Source organism: Shewanella sp. GutCb (assembly GCF_002836135.1).
GTDB lineage: Bacteria > Pseudomonadota > Gammaproteobacteria > Enterobacterales > Shewanellaceae > Shewanella.
The window spans coordinates 18,244-35,108 of record NZ_PJBL01000003.1 but is presented as its reverse complement, the minus strand read 5'-3'; the positions used below and the strand labels follow the sequence as shown (position 1 = coordinate 35,108).

Sequence of the window (16,865 nt, the reverse complement as noted above, 5' to 3'; positions counted from 1 at the left end):
TACATTCAAATTTAGGACACTTCATTGAGCCAATCAGCATCTTCTGTCTCATCAAAGACCGCCGAGACCACAGCGCCAAGTCAAGCGCTGCTTGAAAACACTGCGACGAATAAGCCACATGTTAGCCAGCGCGCTGTTTTGCCATGGATTGGTGCTTTTTTAAAACCCTATCGCGTTAAGGTGATAGCCGCGATCATCTTCCTCTTTATTGGTTCACTCGCTTGGCTGTCACTGGGTCAAGGCGTGCGCTTAATGGTCGATGAAGGTTTTTTGCAAGACAATGGCTCACGCCTTAATGAAATTATTCTGCTGGTGGTTGGGATCACCGCCCTCAGCAGTAGCGCCATTTTTTGCCGTTTCTACTTAATGACTTGGTTAGGTGAACGCGTTAGCGCCGATATTCGTTTGAAAGTGTATGACCATCTACTCAAGCTCTCGCCTGGATTTTATGCAAAACTGCGTACCGGTGAGGTTATTTCACGTTTTACGGCCGATTCTACGCTGTTGCAATCGGTGGTAGGACAAAGTTTGTCGATGGCACTGAGAGCCAGCGTGACTGTGATTGGTGGCATTGTCATGATGGCAATAACCAGTCTTAAAATGACAGGATTAGTGTTACTCGCAGTTCCAATGGTGTTGGGCCCTATCTTCTTTTTCGGCCGTAAGGTGCGCGACTTGTCGCGTAAAAGCCAAGACAAAGTGGGTGACTTAGGCGCTTATGTTGATGAAACACTACATGAGATCCACACCGTGCAGGCCTATTCCCATGAAGACAGAGATCGAGCGCTATTCAATGAGCGGGTTGAAGCGATTATGGACGCCGCTAAAGGGCGAATAAAGTATCGCTCTATTTTAATTTCGTTAGTGATGTTTTTGAGCATCTTGGCGATAGCGTTAGTCACCTGGGTTGGTGCCCACGATGTGATGAATGGCAGTATCACCAGCGGTGAGCTATCAGCCTTTATGTTTTATGCGGTAATGGTGGCAGGTTCTGTGGCAACCATTAGCGAAGTGATCGGCGAAATTCAACGCGCTGCTGGTGCAACTGAACGCCTTATTGAGTTAGTGGAAACTCCGATTGATATTCCGACTGTAGCCGAACCGCTGTCTTTACCTGCAGTGGTGCGCGGCGAACTGCAGTTAAAGCAGGTACGATTTGCTTACAGCAATATTCGCGAGGGCGGCATTGAGCATGACGGAGAGAGTGATGTCATCCAAGGCTTGGATATTCACATCAAGCCAGCCGAACGTGTAGCATTGGTCGGGGCGAGCGGCGCCGGTAAAAGTACCTTGTTCGAACTACTGCAACGTTTCTATGAGTTAAAAAGCGGTAACATTGAACTAGACGGCGTTGATATCGCCAAATTAAGCCCTCAATCCTTGCGCCAGCAATATGCCTTGGTGCCACAAGAGTCAGTTATTTTTGCCAGCAGTGTACTGGAAAACGTGCGTTATGGACGTTTGGATGCCACCGAAGCTGAAGTGAAACAAGCCTGTATTGCCGCCAGAGCCGATGAGTTTATAGCTGAGTTTACCGACGGCTATCAAACCTATCTAGGTGAACGTGGTGTTCGTTTATCTGGTGGGCAAAAGCAACGCATCGCTATTGCTCGCGCTATTCTTGCCGATCGACCGATTTTACTGCTGGACGAAGCCACGAGTGCACTCGACGCCATCAGTGAGCAAAAGGTAAAACAAGCGCTAGACAGGCTAATGGTGAATAAAACCACTTTGATTATTGCCCATCGATTGGCAACGGTTATCAATGCTGATCGTATCTTAGTGCTCGAGAAGGGGCTAGTAGTGGCAAGTGGCACGCACAAAGAGTTAATGCAAAGCAGTGAGCTTTATCGTGAGTTTGCCAGTCTACAGCTACTTACAGATGATGCTGCAACGATTTAAAAAAGATTGCTGGTGAACTTTATTTTGGTGGTAAACGTACTGGTTTTTAACGCGTTTATCGCTAAGCCTTAATCGCAAACCTTAATCACCAAAATCGAAAGGGAATTATTTATGCGACTTTCAATGTCTTTACGTAAGTGCTCATGCCTGCGGTCAATTAAACACTTTGTAAGCAAATCACTACTGGTGTTAAGCGTTTTGCTATTGTCAGCATGTACCAGTTTGCCCAAAGGTATTGAAGCAGTAAATGATTTTGAGTTACCAAAATACTTAGGTACTTGGTATGAAATCGCCAGGCTCGATCATAGCTTTGAGCGCGGATTATCTCGGGTGACTGCAGAATACGAGATGAAAGATGATGGTGGCGTTAAAGTCACTAATCGCGGCTTTTCTGAAGCAAAGCAAAGCTGGAAAGATGCCGAGGGCAAAGCTTACTTTGTTGATGCTACTGATATTGGTTATTTAAAAGTATCTTTCTTTGGGCCATTTTATGGTTCGTACGTGGTGTATGAGCTTGATAAAGAGGGTTACCAATATGCCTTTATTACCAGTTATAACCGTGATTACCTTTGGTTTCTATCACGTACCCCAGAGGTGAGTGATGCGCTTAAACAGCAGTTTACCGAGCAGGCTAAGCGGCTTGGGTTTAGTATTGAGCAGATTATTTGGGTTAAACAGGTTTAGGTTTATGCAAGCGAGCATGAAATTACTCTGCTTTTAAAAAAGTCAAAGTCGTGGCGCTTCGCCCACACCCGAGCCAAGGGGGAAAGCGCTTGTCCTCCTTGCATCCACCATGACGCCCCGACGAAGTTACATGCATTGAGTACAGACCTCATACTCCAACAAAAATCGCCTAACGGCTCAGATGGGACATCCATGTCCCCCCGAGCCTGAACCATCATCTGATAGGCAGGATGCCTGAATGTCTTGAAGTGCATGGATGCACGGGAAAGACCATGATGGTTCTACGGCATTTTTATCTACGTACTTCGGCAACTCCGATGGGGAGTTGGTGTAACCAATCCGCTCTGAATTTGTTGTTGGCTTTAGTATCTGCATATTGAAAACTCAAATGCTGAGAGATTGCGCTTTTATAAACCAGTGTAGATACGGCTGAGGCCTTCGATTTCAGGGATGAAACCGCAGAGCGGCCATGGATGGCAAAAAGCGAGCCTCAGTAGTGTCTGCACATACGCTTGCCGCAGGCAATTGGACCACTGATGATAGAAGTTAACTTTAATGTAATTGGAGTTTAATTTGCACTGTGGTATTGGGATTAGATTATTTACAATAAGCACTTAGCAGTGATAGGTTGGTTTGATTAGATGAGCAACCAAGAGCATATAACGTTGCAACAGAATAAACTATTGTCTGGCATTAGAGATTTTATTAGCCCCGACTATCCAGAATACCAAGTCCTATTAGAGGAGTTGATTGAATTACTCCGAAACAACAATGAAGAACATTGGGCTAATTATTTTAGTAAATCATTAGGGTTACTCTATAGAGATAGGCCTCAAAAAAGTATTGCTCACTCTCTTAACGCATACGGTGGGATGGGGAGTTTTAATGATTCATTGTGTTTGAAAGGTGCTTCTTCTAAGACCAAAAAGCGCGGGTTCCAATTGAGACACTATCTGTGGTCAGAATGTAGATCTAAACATAACTATTTTCGTTACCTGTTTGATACTTTAAGAAAGAATAAGCCATGAAGCACAGTACCAATTTATTGAATATCACTTCTTTGTTTGAACACTTGTTACGAGACTCTAATGAGTCTATTTGTTTTAAGGAAAATTAATGAATAACCTGGAATCTAGATTTCATAAATTTATTATGAGTATTAATAGCTGTGAAGCAATAGATGACTTACCAGAGCATACTTTTGAAGGAAAGAAGGCTGATTATTTACTTTTTGACCGAGAGCTCACTTTTGAAGTTAAGCATCTGAGTAAAGACCGAGGTGCGGAGTTAAATAGACGATTTTCTGAATTGGCCATGAGTGATCCTAAGTTTCCTGAATTCTTTGGAAAGGTACCTGTCGAAGACATTATTAGTGCACATGCAGAAGGTGAAAAATTCAGATTATGGGCTTTAGATTATTCTGGGAGAAATCTAAAACATCTAATCAGGAATGCTGACAAGCAAATTAGGGATACAAAAAGCTCTCTTGCTCTAAAAAGAAGCACTGGTGTCCTCATCCTTTTAAATGAAGGAGTTCCATTCTATAACAATGATTTTGTTTATAATTATGTTAGTAAAGTATTAGCTAAAAAAAATAGTGATGACTCCTTCGAAAGATCGAATGTTGAACTAATCTGGTATATTAATGAAGTAGATAGGAGTAGCCATCAAGTGTATGCAAACCTATTTATCGGCCCAGCGCTAAGGAATAAGGGCATACTCAATGCGTTCGATATGCTAGAAAGCAGATGGGCATCGTTTAATGCTTATCCCGTTATTAAAAGTTGATAAAGGGAGCCATTGGCTCCCTTTTTAGTATTAACGAGTGAAACTAAAAACCAAACTCAGAATCACTTACGCAATTCTCTGCGTAATATCTTACCCACTGTAGATTTAGGCAATGCATCGACAAAGATAACGACTTTTGGGATCTTATAGGCGGTTAGCTGCTCGCGGCAGTAGCTGTCGATTGCCGCTTTAGCTTGTTCATGATCGGCATGAATATCGTTTAATACGATAACTGCTTTAACGGCTTCACCGCTACGATCGTCTTCAATACCAATCACGGCACATTCGAATATTGCTTCGTGATTCGACAGTATATCTTCGACTTCGTTTGGATAGACGTTAAAACCAGAGACGATAATCATGTCTTTCTTGCGATCAACAATTTTATGGAAGCCGTCTTCAGTGGCAATCGCGATGTCGCCTGTTTTAAAGTAACCTTCGCTGGTCATGACTTTTGCCGTTTCCTCTGGGTTATTCCAATAACCTAACATCACCTGTGGACCAAAGACGGCAAGCTCGCCGGTTTCTCCTGTGGCGACTTCGTTATCATCCATGTCGAGAATCTTTACCAAGGTGCCAAGGACGGGTTTGCCAATCGTGCCGAGCTGTTCGAGTCCAGGTGCATTGAGCGACACCACCGGTGATGTTTCCGATAATCCGTAACCTTCAGAGATGGTGCAGCCTGTGGTTTGCTGCCAAACCGAAGCCGCTGCTTGAGTTAATGCAGTACCTCCGGAGATGGTCACTTTTAAGTGGCTAAAATCCAATGCCTTAAATTCTGGTTGGTGACATAGCCCGACAAATAATGTGTTGAGCCCTGCAAATCCAGTGAATGAATATTGTGCCAGCGCTGAGATCAATCCTGAAATGTCGCGTGGATTTGGGATCAATATAGAACAACCGCCACGCTCGTAATAAAGCACTAAATTCACCATGAAGGCGTAGATATGGTACACAGGTAGCGGCGCGACAAAAATCTCTTCACCTTCAACTAGGCGACTGCCAATACGCGATTTTATCTGCATGGCGTTGGCGAGTAAATTACCGTGGGTTAACATTGCCCCTTTTGATAATCCGGTGGTCCCGCCGGTATATTGCAGTGCTGCAATCTGTTCTGGCACGCTAATCACAGGCACATATGTCAGTAGCTCACCCGCTTTTAGCACATCACAAAAGGCGATGGTTGCAAAGGGGACTTCTGGTTGCGGTTGCGGTGCAATCAAGTCCATTGCATGCGTGGATATAACGGTTTCAATACTGGTATTAGCAATCACTTCAGTCAATGTTGGCAACAGATCCGATAGCACCACTAGGGCTTTTGCGCCTGAGTCATTGAATTGGTGGATGAGCTCCCGTGGGGTATACAAAGGGTTGGTATTGACTAACACCATACCTGCTTTAATGGCGCCATAAGCGGCAATCACAAACTGAGTGATATTGGGCAGTTGAATCGCAACTCTATCGCCCTGTACTAAATTCGTTTCTTGTTGCAGGTAAGCGGCAAACTGGCGTGAAGAATGATTAATCTCGTTGAATGTGGTTTCTTTCCCTAAACAAGAATAAGCGGCTTTATCACCGTATCGGGCACTTGCAAGGTCAATCAGATCATTGAGTGAGGCGTATCGGGAGAGATCGAGTGTTGAGTCTGAATCATATGCCATGGAGATACCTTCGTTAGCCAGTTTTTGATTGTTTTTGGGGTTGATTAGTGAATCAAACAGGCGTTTAGATTAGTGCGATTGTCACCCTAAGGTCAATGGTCAACAATGAAATAAATTGTTTCATGCCTGCAGAACAGAGCAATGGCTATCAGCTTGTAACAATTAGATTTTTTACTCTACTTTTTTACCAGCGAGATTAACCCCCTAGATTAACAGGTAAAGCAGCGGTTACTTTACCTGTTAACTCAAGCTTGCTTGATGATGGTTATAGCGGGCTAAAGAAATTAGATTGTTGCGTTACTTGGTTGTGACTGTGCTGCTCTGACACGGTAAAGGTTATTGCGCTGCGGCTGCTTTCAAGTTCATTTAGATCTGCCAAGACGGTTACCGGGTAATCTAGCAGCTCACCCGCATTAATTAACAAACGGGTATTTCCTGCGAGTTTATAGCTACTGTTACCTGACACATAGATTTGATAGTGACGAGCCTGCTGGGTTTTATTACGGATTTTTAGCGTGAAGCTATTTTCAACTTCATCGGTTAATGTTTCACGGTACAGCGTTTGTCTATCACGAATGATGTTTAGCTCAATGGCAGAACGATTACTGATATCAATCCCAATCACGGTGAGCATGATCAAGGCTGCAATACCGTAGCCAAGAAATTTGTAAGATTCATAAAAAGGCACGGCTTTGTCGACTAATGCATTCTCACTGCTGTAACTAATTAAGTCAGGTTTGTAGCCGAACTGCGCCATGGTCTGGTTACAAGCATCGACGCACGCGCCGCAGTTAATACACTCATATTGCAAACCGTTACGGATATCGATACCCGTGGGGCAAACATCCACACAGAGGTTGCAGTCAACGCAATCACCTAAACTGGTTTCTTGTTTGCGTTTACGAGGACCACGACTTTCGCCACGAGTTGCATCATAGGTAACGGTCTTGGTATTGGCGTCAAACATCGCTGACTGAAAGCGGGAATAAGGGCAGCAATGTAAACACATCTGCTCACGCATCCAACCTGCATTAAGGTAAGTACAGATGGCAAAGAACCAGACCCAGGTGCTGATCCAAAAGCTGGCATCAAAAGTGAGAATATCCAGATATAACGCTCTGGCTGGAATAAAATAAGCGATAAAGCCACAACCCGTGAGAAGGGCAATTGCGCCCCACGCCAGATGTTTGCTGGTTCGTTTGGCTATCTTGTTTAAACTCATGGGGGCTTTGTCTAAGGTAATACGCTTGTTGCGGCTGCCTTCAATTTGCTCTTCAACCCATACGAACATGAATGTCCAAGCGGTTTGTGGGCACAGGTATCCACACCAAACTCGGCCCCAAAATACAGTGGCAAAAAACAGTAAAAATGCAGCTGCGATAAGCACCCAAGCAAGAATAGTGAAATCTTGAGGCCAAAGCGTGGTGCCAAAGAAAATGAATTGTTGGTCGCTAATATTAAACAGAATGGCTTGTCGACCTTGATAAGAGACAAACGGTAGTAGAAAAAATAGCGCAACCAATAAGCTATTCATCCCGGTTCGAATGCGTTGAAAATATCCTTTTTGCTCTCGAATATGGATCTTACCGCTAGGCGGGCTGTCGACCTGCTTAATGGGAATGCGATTATTCGGTCGTTGGCTATGGGTGTTTTCTATTACTTTGCTATTGTTTTTATTTAACATTGGCTTCTCTATAGGCACTGACATTGTTCACTCAGTGCCTATATAGCAAGCTCTAGGCCATGTTTTAAGTTGTTGTTTTTGCTTGGCATTATTCTTTTGGTTACACTCTTTGATCGCGATATATCGCGAATCTATTGTATGTCGTGTCTTGCCGTTGATGAACGCTTACTATATTGGCCGAGCAATAGCGAGTTTAAGCATACGAGAGCGCAAGGTGCTGGGGGGCATTCCCAGTATTGCTGCAGCACCGATTGGCCCTGAGATCCGCCATTGACTCTGCTTTAATATTTTTAAAATATGTGCTTTTTCTATTTCAGCTAATGTCTGTTTAGCGTTGGTTGCCGCAGTAGATGTTTTAGCTTGAGGCTCTGATGCTAGTTGGCCAAACTCGAGCACTGGCCCCGTTGATAAGATCATCTCTCTTTCAAGCACATTCTGCAGTTCACGCACATTACCAGGCCAGCTATGTTTGGTTAAATTTTGCATACCTCGTTGGCTAACCTTGCTTATTTTTTTACCTAATTTACGGTTTAGCTCCTGAATAAGGTGACTTACGAGTTCAGGAATATCCGACAAACGGCTGCGCAATGGCGGTACTACAATGGGAAAAACATTAAGCCGATAATAGAGATCCATTCTAAACAGACCTTGTTCGACCCGCTTTAGCAGATCGTGATGGGTCGCGGTAATCAGTCTGATATCAACTTTAATTGTTTGGCTACTGCCAACGCGTTCAAACTCTTGTTCTTGAATGACCCTGAGCAGTTTTGACTGGGCTTCTAGACTCAGTTCAGCCACTTCATCGAGAAATAGAGTGCCATTATTTGCGAGTTCGAAACGGCCTTTTCGACGACTTGTCGCACCTGTGTATGCGCCTTTTTCATGGCCAAACAACTCACTTTCAAGTAAGGATGTTGAAAATGCAGCGCAATTGACACTCACTAATGGCTTATCTGCACGGTTACTTAAGCGGTGCAGGTTGCGGGCGACGAGTTCTTTACCTGTGCCATTCTCGCCACTAATTAACACCGTGCTTTCTGTATTGGCAACAAGCTTAATCTGCTGAATCAACTGATTAATTTGTTGGCTTTCACCTGATATGCCAACATCTCCAGTACGGTCTGCAAGCTCTAATTGCAAATATTGATTTTCGAATGATAGCTTCTCTGACAGGGCTTGAACTTGCTCTAGCGCTTGGCGGAGTGACTGTTCCGTTTGCTTTTGAATACTGATATCACGAAATATCGCGACAACTCCCATAAGCACTCCATCTTTATACACCGGGGTTGAGGTGTAATGGACTGGAAAGCTAGAGCCATCTTTACGCCAAAACACTTCATGGGTTATCTCTCTTGCTGTGCCATCTCTGAGCGTGTTGTAGATGGGGCAGTCCTCTTTAGGATAATGGCTACCATCGTTATGGCTATGGTGATGGCAGTCATGAATATTCTTGCCTAACAACTCCTGGGTTTGCCAACCCGTCATTTTCTCAGCGGCTGGATTGATGAACACGGCATTGCCGTCGAGATCAAATCCATAAATACCTTCGCTGACCGCGTTTAGTATCAATTGGTTCTCTGGCAGAAAGTCTGCATGAGCGGTTTTTTGTTTAAGATTGATAGCTGACATGGTGGTTCCTGTCGCGATATGAAGTGACAAAGCTAGCGTAAGTATACGTTAAACCGCTGAGTCACGATATAACGTGCTTTGGTAGTGGTTTCAAATATGCAGAATAATCGTTCAATATTTTTAACTAGATGAGTCATGGCTGTTGTTTGTTTTGAACATGGGTCTAGCGGTTTTATGGCCCTGATGACTCGACTTTTTTATGTTTAATCCACTCCGGGTTGAATGGTGAATATTTGAATCGTTAGTCTGTTATCCATCCAAGCTGCAGTATATGAACAGAATAGGGCAAGTAGACGTTTATTAAGTTAAAATGAGGTTAGTTGAAGTCTTACTGAATTTTGAGCCTGATTATGGAATACGATTTTTTACGCAATACAATGACCGGTACAGCATTTGCGCGGTTCAGTATGGATCATGAAGCGATGGGTTTTTGGTTGTCGGAAGAGCTTGGTGACAATCCTGAGAAGCATGTCGAGATCTGTCAGCAGCTTGAAAAGCTACAAACTGGCCAGCTAAGTGATTGGCGCTTAATTGGTAAGGCACTGTCGATAGAGTTTGATTGTGAACAGGTCAGAGTGTTTGCCAATAATATCGAAGAGGGCGAGGAGGAGGATGCTGAGATGGATGAATCAATGTCATTCTATAATGGAGAGTCTGAAGCATTTTGTGGTTTAGAGGATTTCTATGCGGTATTGGTCAACTGGCGTAAGTTTTTGGATGAATACTAGTTGGCTATAGAGCATATTAAAAAAGGCAGCCTAGGCTGCCTTTTTGCTGTTTAACTATCCAGTATAAGCGATATCAGTTATTGGTTTAGGTATCTAACAGCCATCTCTGTACGTGACTTAGCATTGGCTTTGCGAAGTAGATTTTTTACATGTACTTTAACGGTGCCTTCGCTTATATGTAACTGCTCTGCGACCACGCGGTTACTTTGTCCTTCAGCAAGGTGCTTTAATATCTCTAGCTCCCTTGGTGTTAGGTTTTCAATCCAGTCTTGCTCATTAACTGAGGTATTTAGCTCAGATAAGTAGTCTTTAACATTCTCGCTAATAATACGATGTCCTAACATGGCATTCTTTAGCATCTCAAGCAGCAGATCTGGCTCGGTATCTTTAAGTAGATAACCATCTGCGCCCGCTCTAACCAGTCTAATCACATCTTGTTTAGCATCCGAAACGGTCAAAATAACAATACGGGAGGTGACGCCCTCTTGTCGCAAAGCATTGAGTGTATCGAGGCCTGTCATCCCTTTCATATTGAGATCAAGTAACACTATATCGGGCTCATTTTCAGCGACGGCAGAAAGTGCGTCTAGCCCACTTCCCGCTTCACCAAAGAGAGTGAAATCGGAGTCTGAGGTAATAAGCTGACAGATCCCGCGACGCAATAGCGGGTGATCGTCGATAACTAGCACTGAATAAGGCTTACCCATTTAATGGCCTCCTACTGAGGTTAACTCGCAATTCAAAAGTTAAAGATGTCATTTTTGCTTTAATAGCTGTTTTATATAGCAAAAAATCACACTGGTTCTTGTTGAGGTGGGAAGGTTAACGTCACTGTGGCACCACCTTCCTCATTTTGGCTAAATTCTACCACACCTGATAGGCGACTTGCGCGCTCATGCATGATCCCTAAACCAAAATGTTGATCTCTTTCTTTGAGTTTTTCTATTCCGAGCCCATCATCACTAATACTAATAATCACTTTGGTATCAGATATTTTTTGGCAGCTGATATGAATATGCTGGGCGCTAGCATGCTTAATCGCGTTGAGTGTGGCTTCGCGAGTGAGCTGTAAAATATGAATATGTTGCTGGGCACCGAGCAGCTGTACTGGCAGTTTATAATCGAGTGTGATGTTAGCATCACTTTGACTGCGTAATTGCTCAACCATTGCTTCTATAGCGTGTCCTAAGTTGGGATCTTTAATTGTCAGCCTAAAGGTGGATAGCAACTCTCTGAGCTGCGCATAGGCGGTATTGACGCCTTCATTTATTTCTTGTAACTGCTCTGCTGCTCGCGGACTTTTCGATGTTTTGTCTAACTCTTTGGAGAGCAAATTAACTTGGATTTTTAAAAATGACAGTAATTGGCCCAAGGAGTCATGTAATTCGCGCGCGATAACCCCTCGCTCTTCCATGAGTGCGAGTTGCTGTCGTTGCTCACCTGCATTGTGGATCACCATTGAGCGTGCCAGCATGATGGCAAAGTTACTATACAGCGCTGTTGTATAAGGTCGCTCAGAAATGACTTCTAAATAACCTAGGTTATTTTGCTCAAACTGTAATGCAAATTTCTGTGAATTCTTAACGTCATGCGGCCACTCACCATGAGCATCGATGATGTATTGGACTTGCTCATCTTCCACTACAACCAATCTTAGGCTGATGTTAGGTTCATGGGTTTGCAGCTGGTTAATGGCATCGGTCAGCGTATTGATGTCTAATTTACTCGAGTGCAGCATGACGACATTGTCATAGAGTAATTTCAGCTCATTATTGGCACGCGTTAATGCAAGCGTCTTTTCTTGTACTTGAGATTCTAACCCTTGATAGACGCTGGCCAGTTTTTTTATTGTACTATCGAGAGCGCTGCTTAATGCACTCAATTCGATATACTCTGTTTTAGGCATTACTACATTAAAGTCGCCTTGTGAAATTGTATCGGCAGCCTGCATCAATTGTTGCAATGGTTTAACAACCTTACGTTTGGCAATCCTTACCGTGACGAAGGCAATCAACAGCATTATGCCCAAACCGACTATCTGACTAATCGCCAGCAGCTTAAGTTTAAAGGCGGCATGTTGCTCAGTTTCTAATACGAAAAGATCAATGGTATCGACAAAGTCTTTTAGTGCAGCGGCATACAGGCGTGAGTTCTCAGATTCAATGTAATAACGCATTATTTGCCACTTATCGATGACGGTGAGGTACTTATCCTTCATGTCTTGTGGAGTATACCAAGCGAGCGTTGCCTTAAGCGCTTGAGAATTGAGGGTGTTTTCAAATTCTTCAATTTTTTCTGCCGCCGATTCACTGCCAGAATTGGCATAAAACATAAGTCGATAACTTTGCATTCTCAGCGATCCGGAGGCATTAATCGCTCTGGCATCTCCTAAGCTATAGGACAAGTTAACGATGGCAAAAATAGCCAGTCCGCTGGACAGTAATATCAGCGTTAACATGAATCCCCATATCGCTGATGTAAGTCTGCCTTTTTTCATTCAAGAGTTCTCATTTATTGGGGTTATGAACTATTTTATTAATAGCATTTATTAATTATTGCATACTGCAATATGTTACTAAAAACACAAAGTGTGAGCAACAACACGTTTACAAGTTGATCTAACGCAAGTTTTAAGGAGGATACCCCTAATGGGGTATGTTTTTGTTAGGTGCAAGAGGCTAAATTCACCTTGGAATAGGTGGGACTATACTATAAATATTATAAAGTAAAATGGAGATGAGATGGTGAGAACATTAACTAAAAAGGCTTTTGCACTGAGTGCAATGGTTGCTGCAAGTTTAATTGCTGGTAGCGCATTCGCAAGTGACAAAACTGAACCACGTAACGAAGTGTACAAAGATAAGTTCAAGAATCAATATGAAACTTGGCATGAAACTTCAGAAAGTAAAGAAGTTGTTGATATGCTTGAGCAGGTTCCAAGTTTAGTTGTGCTTTGGGCTGGTTATGGTTTTGCTAAAGATTATAACGCTCCACGTGGTCACATGTATGTAATCACTGACTTAAGAAACACCTTACGTACCGGTGCCCCTAAGTCTGCTGAAGACGGTCCAATGCCAATGGCATGTTGGTCTTGTAAGAGCCCAGATGTACCTCGCATGATCGAAGAGCAAGGTGAAGACGGATATTTTGCGGGTAAATGGTCTAAAGGCGGTCCAGAAATTGTTAACGCTCTTGGCTGTGCTGATTGTCACGTAAAAGGTTCTTCTAAGTTACGTATGTCTCGTCCATTTGCTGAACGCGCAATGGAAACATTGGGCACACCATTTGATAAAGCGTCTAAGAAAGACAAGCAATCAATGGTTTGTGGTCAGTGTCACGTTGAGTACTACTTCGAGAAGACCAAAGATAAGAAAGGCTTTGTTAAATTCCCTTGGGATAACGGTACAACAGTTGAACAGATGGAAGTCTACTATGACAACATCGAGTTCTCTGACTGGACTCACGCTGTTTCTAAGACTCCAATGCTTAAAGCACAGCACCCAGGTTATGAAACTTGGCAGCTAGGTGTTCACGGTAAGAACAACGTAAGTTGTACTGACTGTCACATGCCTAAAGTGAAAAGCGAAAAAGGTCGTAAGTTTACTGACCATAAAGTAGGTAACCCATTCGATCGCTTTGAAGAAACTTGTGGTAGTTGTCACGAGCAAAGCAAAGAGTTCATGGTTAACTTAACTGAAGATCGTAAGCATAAAGTTGCTGATCTTAAAGCACGTGCTGAAGCTCAGCTAGTGAAAGCTCACTTCGAAGCAAAAGCTGCTTGGGATGCGGGTGCAACTGAAACTGAAATGAAGCCTATCCTTATGGATATCCGTCATTCACAGTGGCGCTGGGACTATGCAACTGCATCACACGGTGTTGCTGCTCACGCAGCTGATGAAGCACTTCGTGTACTAGGTACTGCGGTAGACAAAGCGGCTGATGCTCGTATCAAGCTAGCTCAACTACTTGCTGTTAAAGGTGTTAAGCAACCAATTGTTTACCCTGACACTTCAACCAAAGCTAAAGCACAAGCTGCTCTAGGTATGGATATGAAGAAGATGAATGCTGATAAAGCTGAATTCAAGAAAACTTTAGTACCACAGTGGGAAGCTGAAGCTGAAAAGCGCGAAGCAACTTACAAGTAAGTCTATTGTTTCTACCTAGCTCTATATAGAAAAGCCCTCGTTGATGAGGGCTTTTTTTTGCTCTAAATTAACTCGTTTGACCTTAATGTCGGTCTACTTAATCAGTGCCAGTAAGGCCTTAAACCTTTCCCCTATCGCTTCATGTTGCAGTTCAAACAGCAATGACTCTACATTGGTTTGTAATGCACCATGGGCTTGCATCATCTCTATTCCGAGTTTTTTATTAACAGGATCTCGCGAAGACATTGCATCTACAACGAGGTAAGTCGGGTAAGCATTATCTAATAGGTCCATGCAGGTTTGGTACACGCAAACATGGGTTTCTATGCCTGCGACAAGGATATTTTTTTGCCCCATTGCTGACAATTTCGCCCTGAACTTTGGACATTGCCAGCCGCTAAAATGTTGTTTTGCAATTGGCTCCGTGGTTTTGATTAGCTCTGTGGCTAATACATCACTAGTGGCACCCAATTTATCGGGTAGTTGCTCGAGCCATAGGATCGGAATGTCGAATAACTGAATGCCTTTAATTAATAGCGCTAATTTATGGTGTAACTCTTCACTTTGATGCATGACTCGTGCGAGTTGCCCTTGCACGTCAACAATGACTAATACGCAATCTTCTGGCTTCAACATTTTAATGTTCCTAGTACTTGTTGCAAAGGTTACTAGTACACCTCAAAAGTCGCTTTTAACCAATAGGCGATAAGTCTAAGCTGCGACATCTTTGCCTTATGAGCGTGCAGTTATTGAATAACTGCACTTTTTTGGTGCGTTTATATTCATTTTTCAATGCCTGGTTTGTTCTATCTCCTTGTTTTTATGGCGTTTGATTTGTTGGCCTAATGCTTGAAGAGTCTTTGTTAGAATTAAAAATAGTCTTCAAGGAGATCGCCATGAAATTGGTCAGTGCCATTATTAAGCCATTTAAGTTAGATGATGTAAGAGAAGCTATCGCCAATGTAGGCATTGAGGGGATGACGGTGACTGAAGTAAAAGGCTTTGGTCGTCAAAAAGGCCATACCGAACTTTATCGAGGTGCTGAGTATCAGGTTGATTTCTTACCTAAGGTGAAGCTTGAAATTGCGACTAAAGCTGAAAACGTGGAGATGCTAGTTGAGGCGATAACGAGTGCTGCGCGTACAGGTAAAATTGGTGATGGCAAGATATTTGTTACCAACCTAGAACAAGCAACCAGAATACGAACTGGTGAACTCGACAACGAAGCACTTTAAAGGGGGATTGGACAAATGGATGAATTAACCAAACTAGGATTAACGGTCACTGAGCTTCGCTTTGCCCTTGATACGTTTTATTTTCTTATCTCTGGTGCGCTAGTGATGTGGATGGCCGCCGGATTTGCGATGTTAGAAGCAGGCCTCGTTCGTTCAAAAAATACCACTGAAATTTTAACTAAAAACGTCTGCTTGTATTCAATAGCCTGTGTCATGTATCTAATCGTTGGTTACAACATTATGTACGTTGATAATGCTGAAGGTGGTTGGTTACCCTCGCTGGGGTCATTGATTGGATCACAAGCTGATGGAGCAGATCATGCGCTTGAGTCCGACTTCTTTTTCCAAGTGGTGTTCGTTGCAACGGCAATGTCGATTGTGTCTGGTGCCGTTGCTGAACGGATGAAGTTATGGGCATTTTTGGCATTTTCAGTGTTTATGACGGCGGTGATATACCCTGTTGAGGGTTACTGGACCTGGGGTGGTGGATTCTTATCTGAAGCTGGCTTTGTTGACTTTGCGGGCAGCGGTATTGTACATATGGCCGGTGCTGCAGCGGCAGTTTCTGGGGTGCTATTGTTAGGTGCAAGAAAGGGAAAATATGGCGCTAACGGACAAGTAAACCCGATCCCGGGTTCTAACTTACCGATGGCGACATTGGGTATGTTCATCTTGTGGATGGGTTGGTTTGGTTTTAACGGTGGTTCACAGCTTTTAGTCTCGGATGTTGAAAATGCTAGCGCGGTGGCCAAAATATTTGTTAATACCAACTCTGCTGCGGCGTTTGGTGCGCTTTCTGCTTTGATTGTATGTCGATTGGTTTGGGGTAAAGCCGATTTAACTATGATCTTAAATGGGGCATTAGCAGGGCTTGTGGCGATTACCGCTGACCCTTTATCACCTTCTTTAGCGATGGCAGGTGTGATTGGTCTTGTGGCTGGCGGCGTGGTTATATTCTCGATTGTTGCATTTGACCGAATCAAAATTGATGATCCCGTTGGGGCAATCTCTGTCCATGGTGTGGCCGGACTCCTCGGGTTAATATTGGTGCCAGTGTCTAATGCCGATGCGTCTTTTGGCACTCAACTTTATGGTGCTGCAGTGATATTTGGTTGGGTATTTGCGGCCTCTTCAGTTGTTTGGTTTGGACTCAAAGTGACGATGGGGATCCGCGTGACAGAAGAGGAAGAATATAACGGCATGGATGCATCAGATTGCGGCATTGATGCGTATCCTGAATTTGTCTCAGTGAAAAGTGCTAACTAATGCAGTGACGATATTGCTAACAAGCAGGGCTTATGCCCTGCTTTTTTATTTGAGAGAAGCATTAACACCTCTAAGCTATTTCATGATCTGCGGCTAATGTTCTGCTAATAATGGTTTGGGATTAATGTCTGAGACTTAATGGA

At 43.4% G+C, this 16,865-nt stretch carries 14 protein-coding genes; 8 read left to right on the top strand and 6 right to left on the bottom strand.

The genetic code is table 11. The features are described 5' to 3' along the window. Positions 1 to 87 precede the first annotated feature (87 nt). The 4 genes from CXF86_RS03400 (at position 88) to CXF86_RS03385 (ending at position 4,374) form a co-directional block, all read left to right on the top strand. The gene (locus CXF86_RS03400; RefSeq protein WP_257985292.1) at positions 88 to 1,902 is read left to right on the top strand and encodes an ABC transporter transmembrane domain-containing protein; all 1,815 of its coding nucleotides are present in this window, start codon (positions 88 to 90) and stop codon (positions 1,900 to 1,902) included. 123 nt (positions 1,903 to 2,025) lie between these two features. Continuing rightward, entirely contained in the window at positions 2,026 to 2,586 is a 561-nt protein-coding gene (locus CXF86_RS03395; RefSeq protein ID WP_102038461.1) for a lipocalin family protein, read from the top strand. A 641-nt stretch (positions 2,587 to 3,227) separates the two neighbouring features. Then, positions 3,228 to 3,614, top strand: coding sequence for a DUF6966 domain-containing protein (locus CXF86_RS23180; protein WP_102038341.1), 387 nt, complete (start codon positions 3,228 to 3,230; stop codon positions 3,612 to 3,614). Positions 3,615 to 3,702: 88 nt separating this feature from the next. Next, positions 3,703 to 4,374 (top strand): hypothetical protein, encoded by a 672-nt coding sequence (locus CXF86_RS03385; RefSeq protein WP_102038340.1) that lies wholly within the window; start codon positions 3,703 to 3,705, stop codon positions 4,372 to 4,374. A 62-nt stretch (positions 4,375 to 4,436) separates the two neighbouring features. Here CXF86_RS03385 and CXF86_RS03380 read toward each other — a convergent pair whose 3' ends face one another. The 3 genes from CXF86_RS03380 to CXF86_RS03370 form a co-directional block, all read right to left on the bottom strand. Beyond that, on the bottom strand, positions 4,437 to 6,035 hold the full coding sequence (locus CXF86_RS03380; RefSeq protein ID WP_101091440.1) for an AMP-binding protein: 1,599 nt from the start codon (positions 6,033 to 6,035) through the stop codon (positions 4,437 to 4,439). A 265-nt stretch (positions 6,036 to 6,300) separates the two neighbouring features. Then, positions 6,301 to 7,719 (bottom strand): cytochrome c oxidase accessory protein CcoG, encoded by a 1,419-nt coding sequence (gene ccoG, locus CXF86_RS03375; protein WP_102038339.1) that lies wholly within the window; start codon positions 7,717 to 7,719, stop codon positions 6,301 to 6,303. A gap of 168 nt (positions 7,720 to 7,887) precedes the next feature. Continuing rightward, a complete protein-coding gene (locus tag CXF86_RS03370; protein ID WP_102038338.1) occupies positions 7,888 to 9,348 on the bottom strand; it encodes a sigma-54 interaction domain-containing protein in 1,461 nt (486 codons plus the stop codon). Positions 9,349 to 9,698: 350 nt separating this feature from the next. Here CXF86_RS03370 and CXF86_RS03365 point away from each other — a divergent pair, with 350 nt between their 5' ends. Then, the gene (locus CXF86_RS03365) at positions 9,699 to 10,076 is read left to right on the top strand and encodes a YacL family protein (RefSeq protein ID WP_101091443.1); all 378 of its coding nucleotides are present in this window, start codon (positions 9,699 to 9,701) and stop codon (positions 10,074 to 10,076) included. A 77-nt stretch (positions 10,077 to 10,153) separates the two neighbouring features. Here CXF86_RS03365 and CXF86_RS03360 read toward each other — a convergent pair whose 3' ends face one another. Both CXF86_RS03360 and narQ read right to left on the bottom strand, forming a co-directional pair. Beyond that, positions 10,154 to 10,783 carry a response regulator gene (locus CXF86_RS03360; protein ID WP_101091444.1) on the bottom strand — a complete coding sequence of 210 codons (630 nt, stop codon included), beginning with the start codon at positions 10,781 to 10,783 and terminating at the stop codon, positions 10,154 to 10,156. A gap of 86 nt (positions 10,784 to 10,869) precedes the next feature. Then, a complete protein-coding gene (gene narQ / locus CXF86_RS03355; RefSeq protein ID WP_102038337.1) occupies positions 10,870 to 12,573 on the bottom strand; it encodes a nitrate/nitrite two-component system sensor histidine kinase NarQ in 1,704 nt (567 codons plus the stop codon). A gap of 244 nt (positions 12,574 to 12,817) precedes the next feature. Here narQ and nrfA point away from each other — a divergent pair, with 244 nt between their 5' ends. Further along, positions 12,818 to 14,221: an ammonia-forming nitrite reductase cytochrome c552 subunit gene (nrfA, locus tag CXF86_RS03350; RefSeq protein ID WP_102038336.1), complete on the top strand. Its 1,404-nt coding sequence runs from the start codon at positions 12,818 to 12,820 to the stop codon at positions 14,219 to 14,221. 93 nt (positions 14,222 to 14,314) lie between these two features. Here the strand turns inward: nrfA and CXF86_RS03345 are convergent, their stop codons facing one another. Next, positions 14,315 to 14,857: an isochorismatase family protein gene (locus CXF86_RS03345; protein WP_101091447.1), complete on the bottom strand. Its 543-nt coding sequence runs from the start codon at positions 14,855 to 14,857 to the stop codon at positions 14,315 to 14,317. A 260-nt stretch (positions 14,858 to 15,117) separates the two neighbouring features. On the opposite strand from CXF86_RS03345, the gene CXF86_RS03340 reads away from it, so the two are divergent. Next, positions 15,118 to 15,456 carry a P-II family nitrogen regulator gene (locus CXF86_RS03340; protein WP_101091448.1) on the top strand — a complete coding sequence of 113 codons (339 nt, stop codon included), beginning with the start codon at positions 15,118 to 15,120 and terminating at the stop codon, positions 15,454 to 15,456. Positions 15,457 to 15,471: 15 nt separating this feature from the next. Then, positions 15,472 to 16,722, top strand: coding sequence for an ammonium transporter (locus CXF86_RS03335; RefSeq protein ID WP_101091449.1), 1,251 nt, complete (start codon positions 15,472 to 15,474; stop codon positions 16,720 to 16,722). Positions 16,723 to 16,865 lie beyond the last annotated feature (143 nt).

Coding starts and splice junctions, on each gene's coding strand:
- CXF86_RS03385 (WP_102038340.1), top strand. CDS start 3,703: ATGAATAACCTGGAATCTAGATTTCATAAATTTATTATGAGTATTAAT.
- narQ (WP_102038337.1), bottom strand. CDS start 12,573: ATGAAAAAAGGCAGACTTACATCAGCGATATGGGGATTCATGTTAACG.
- CXF86_RS03365 (WP_101091443.1), top strand. CDS start 9,699: ATGGAATACGATTTTTTACGCAATACAATGACCGGTACAGCATTTGCG.
- CXF86_RS03380 (WP_101091440.1), bottom strand. CDS start 6,035: ATGGCATATGATTCAGACTCAACACTCGATCTCTCCCGATACGCCTCA.
- CXF86_RS03395 (WP_102038461.1), top strand. CDS start 2,026: ATGTCTTTACGTAAGTGCTCATGCCTGCGGTCAATTAAACACTTTGTA.
- CXF86_RS23180 (WP_102038341.1), top strand. CDS start 3,228: ATGAGCAACCAAGAGCATATAACGTTGCAACAGAATAAACTATTGTCT.
- CXF86_RS03370 (WP_102038338.1), bottom strand. CDS start 9,348: ATGTCAGCTATCAATCTTAAACAAAAAACCGCTCATGCAGACTTTCTG.
- CXF86_RS03340 (WP_101091448.1), top strand. CDS start 15,118: ATGAAATTGGTCAGTGCCATTATTAAGCCATTTAAGTTAGATGATGTA.
- CXF86_RS03345 (WP_101091447.1), bottom strand. CDS start 14,857: ATGTTGAAGCCAGAAGATTGCGTATTAGTCATTGTTGACGTGCAAGGG.
- ccoG (WP_102038339.1), bottom strand. CDS start 7,719: ATGTTAAATAAAAACAATAGCAAAGTAATAGAAAACACCCATAGCCAA.
- CXF86_RS03360 (WP_101091444.1), bottom strand. CDS start 10,783: ATGGGTAAGCCTTATTCAGTGCTAGTTATCGACGATCACCCGCTATTG.
- nrfA (WP_102038336.1), top strand. CDS start 12,818: ATGGTGAGAACATTAACTAAAAAGGCTTTTGCACTGAGTGCAATGGTT.
- CXF86_RS03335 (WP_101091449.1), top strand. CDS start 15,472: ATGGATGAATTAACCAAACTAGGATTAACGGTCACTGAGCTTCGCTTT.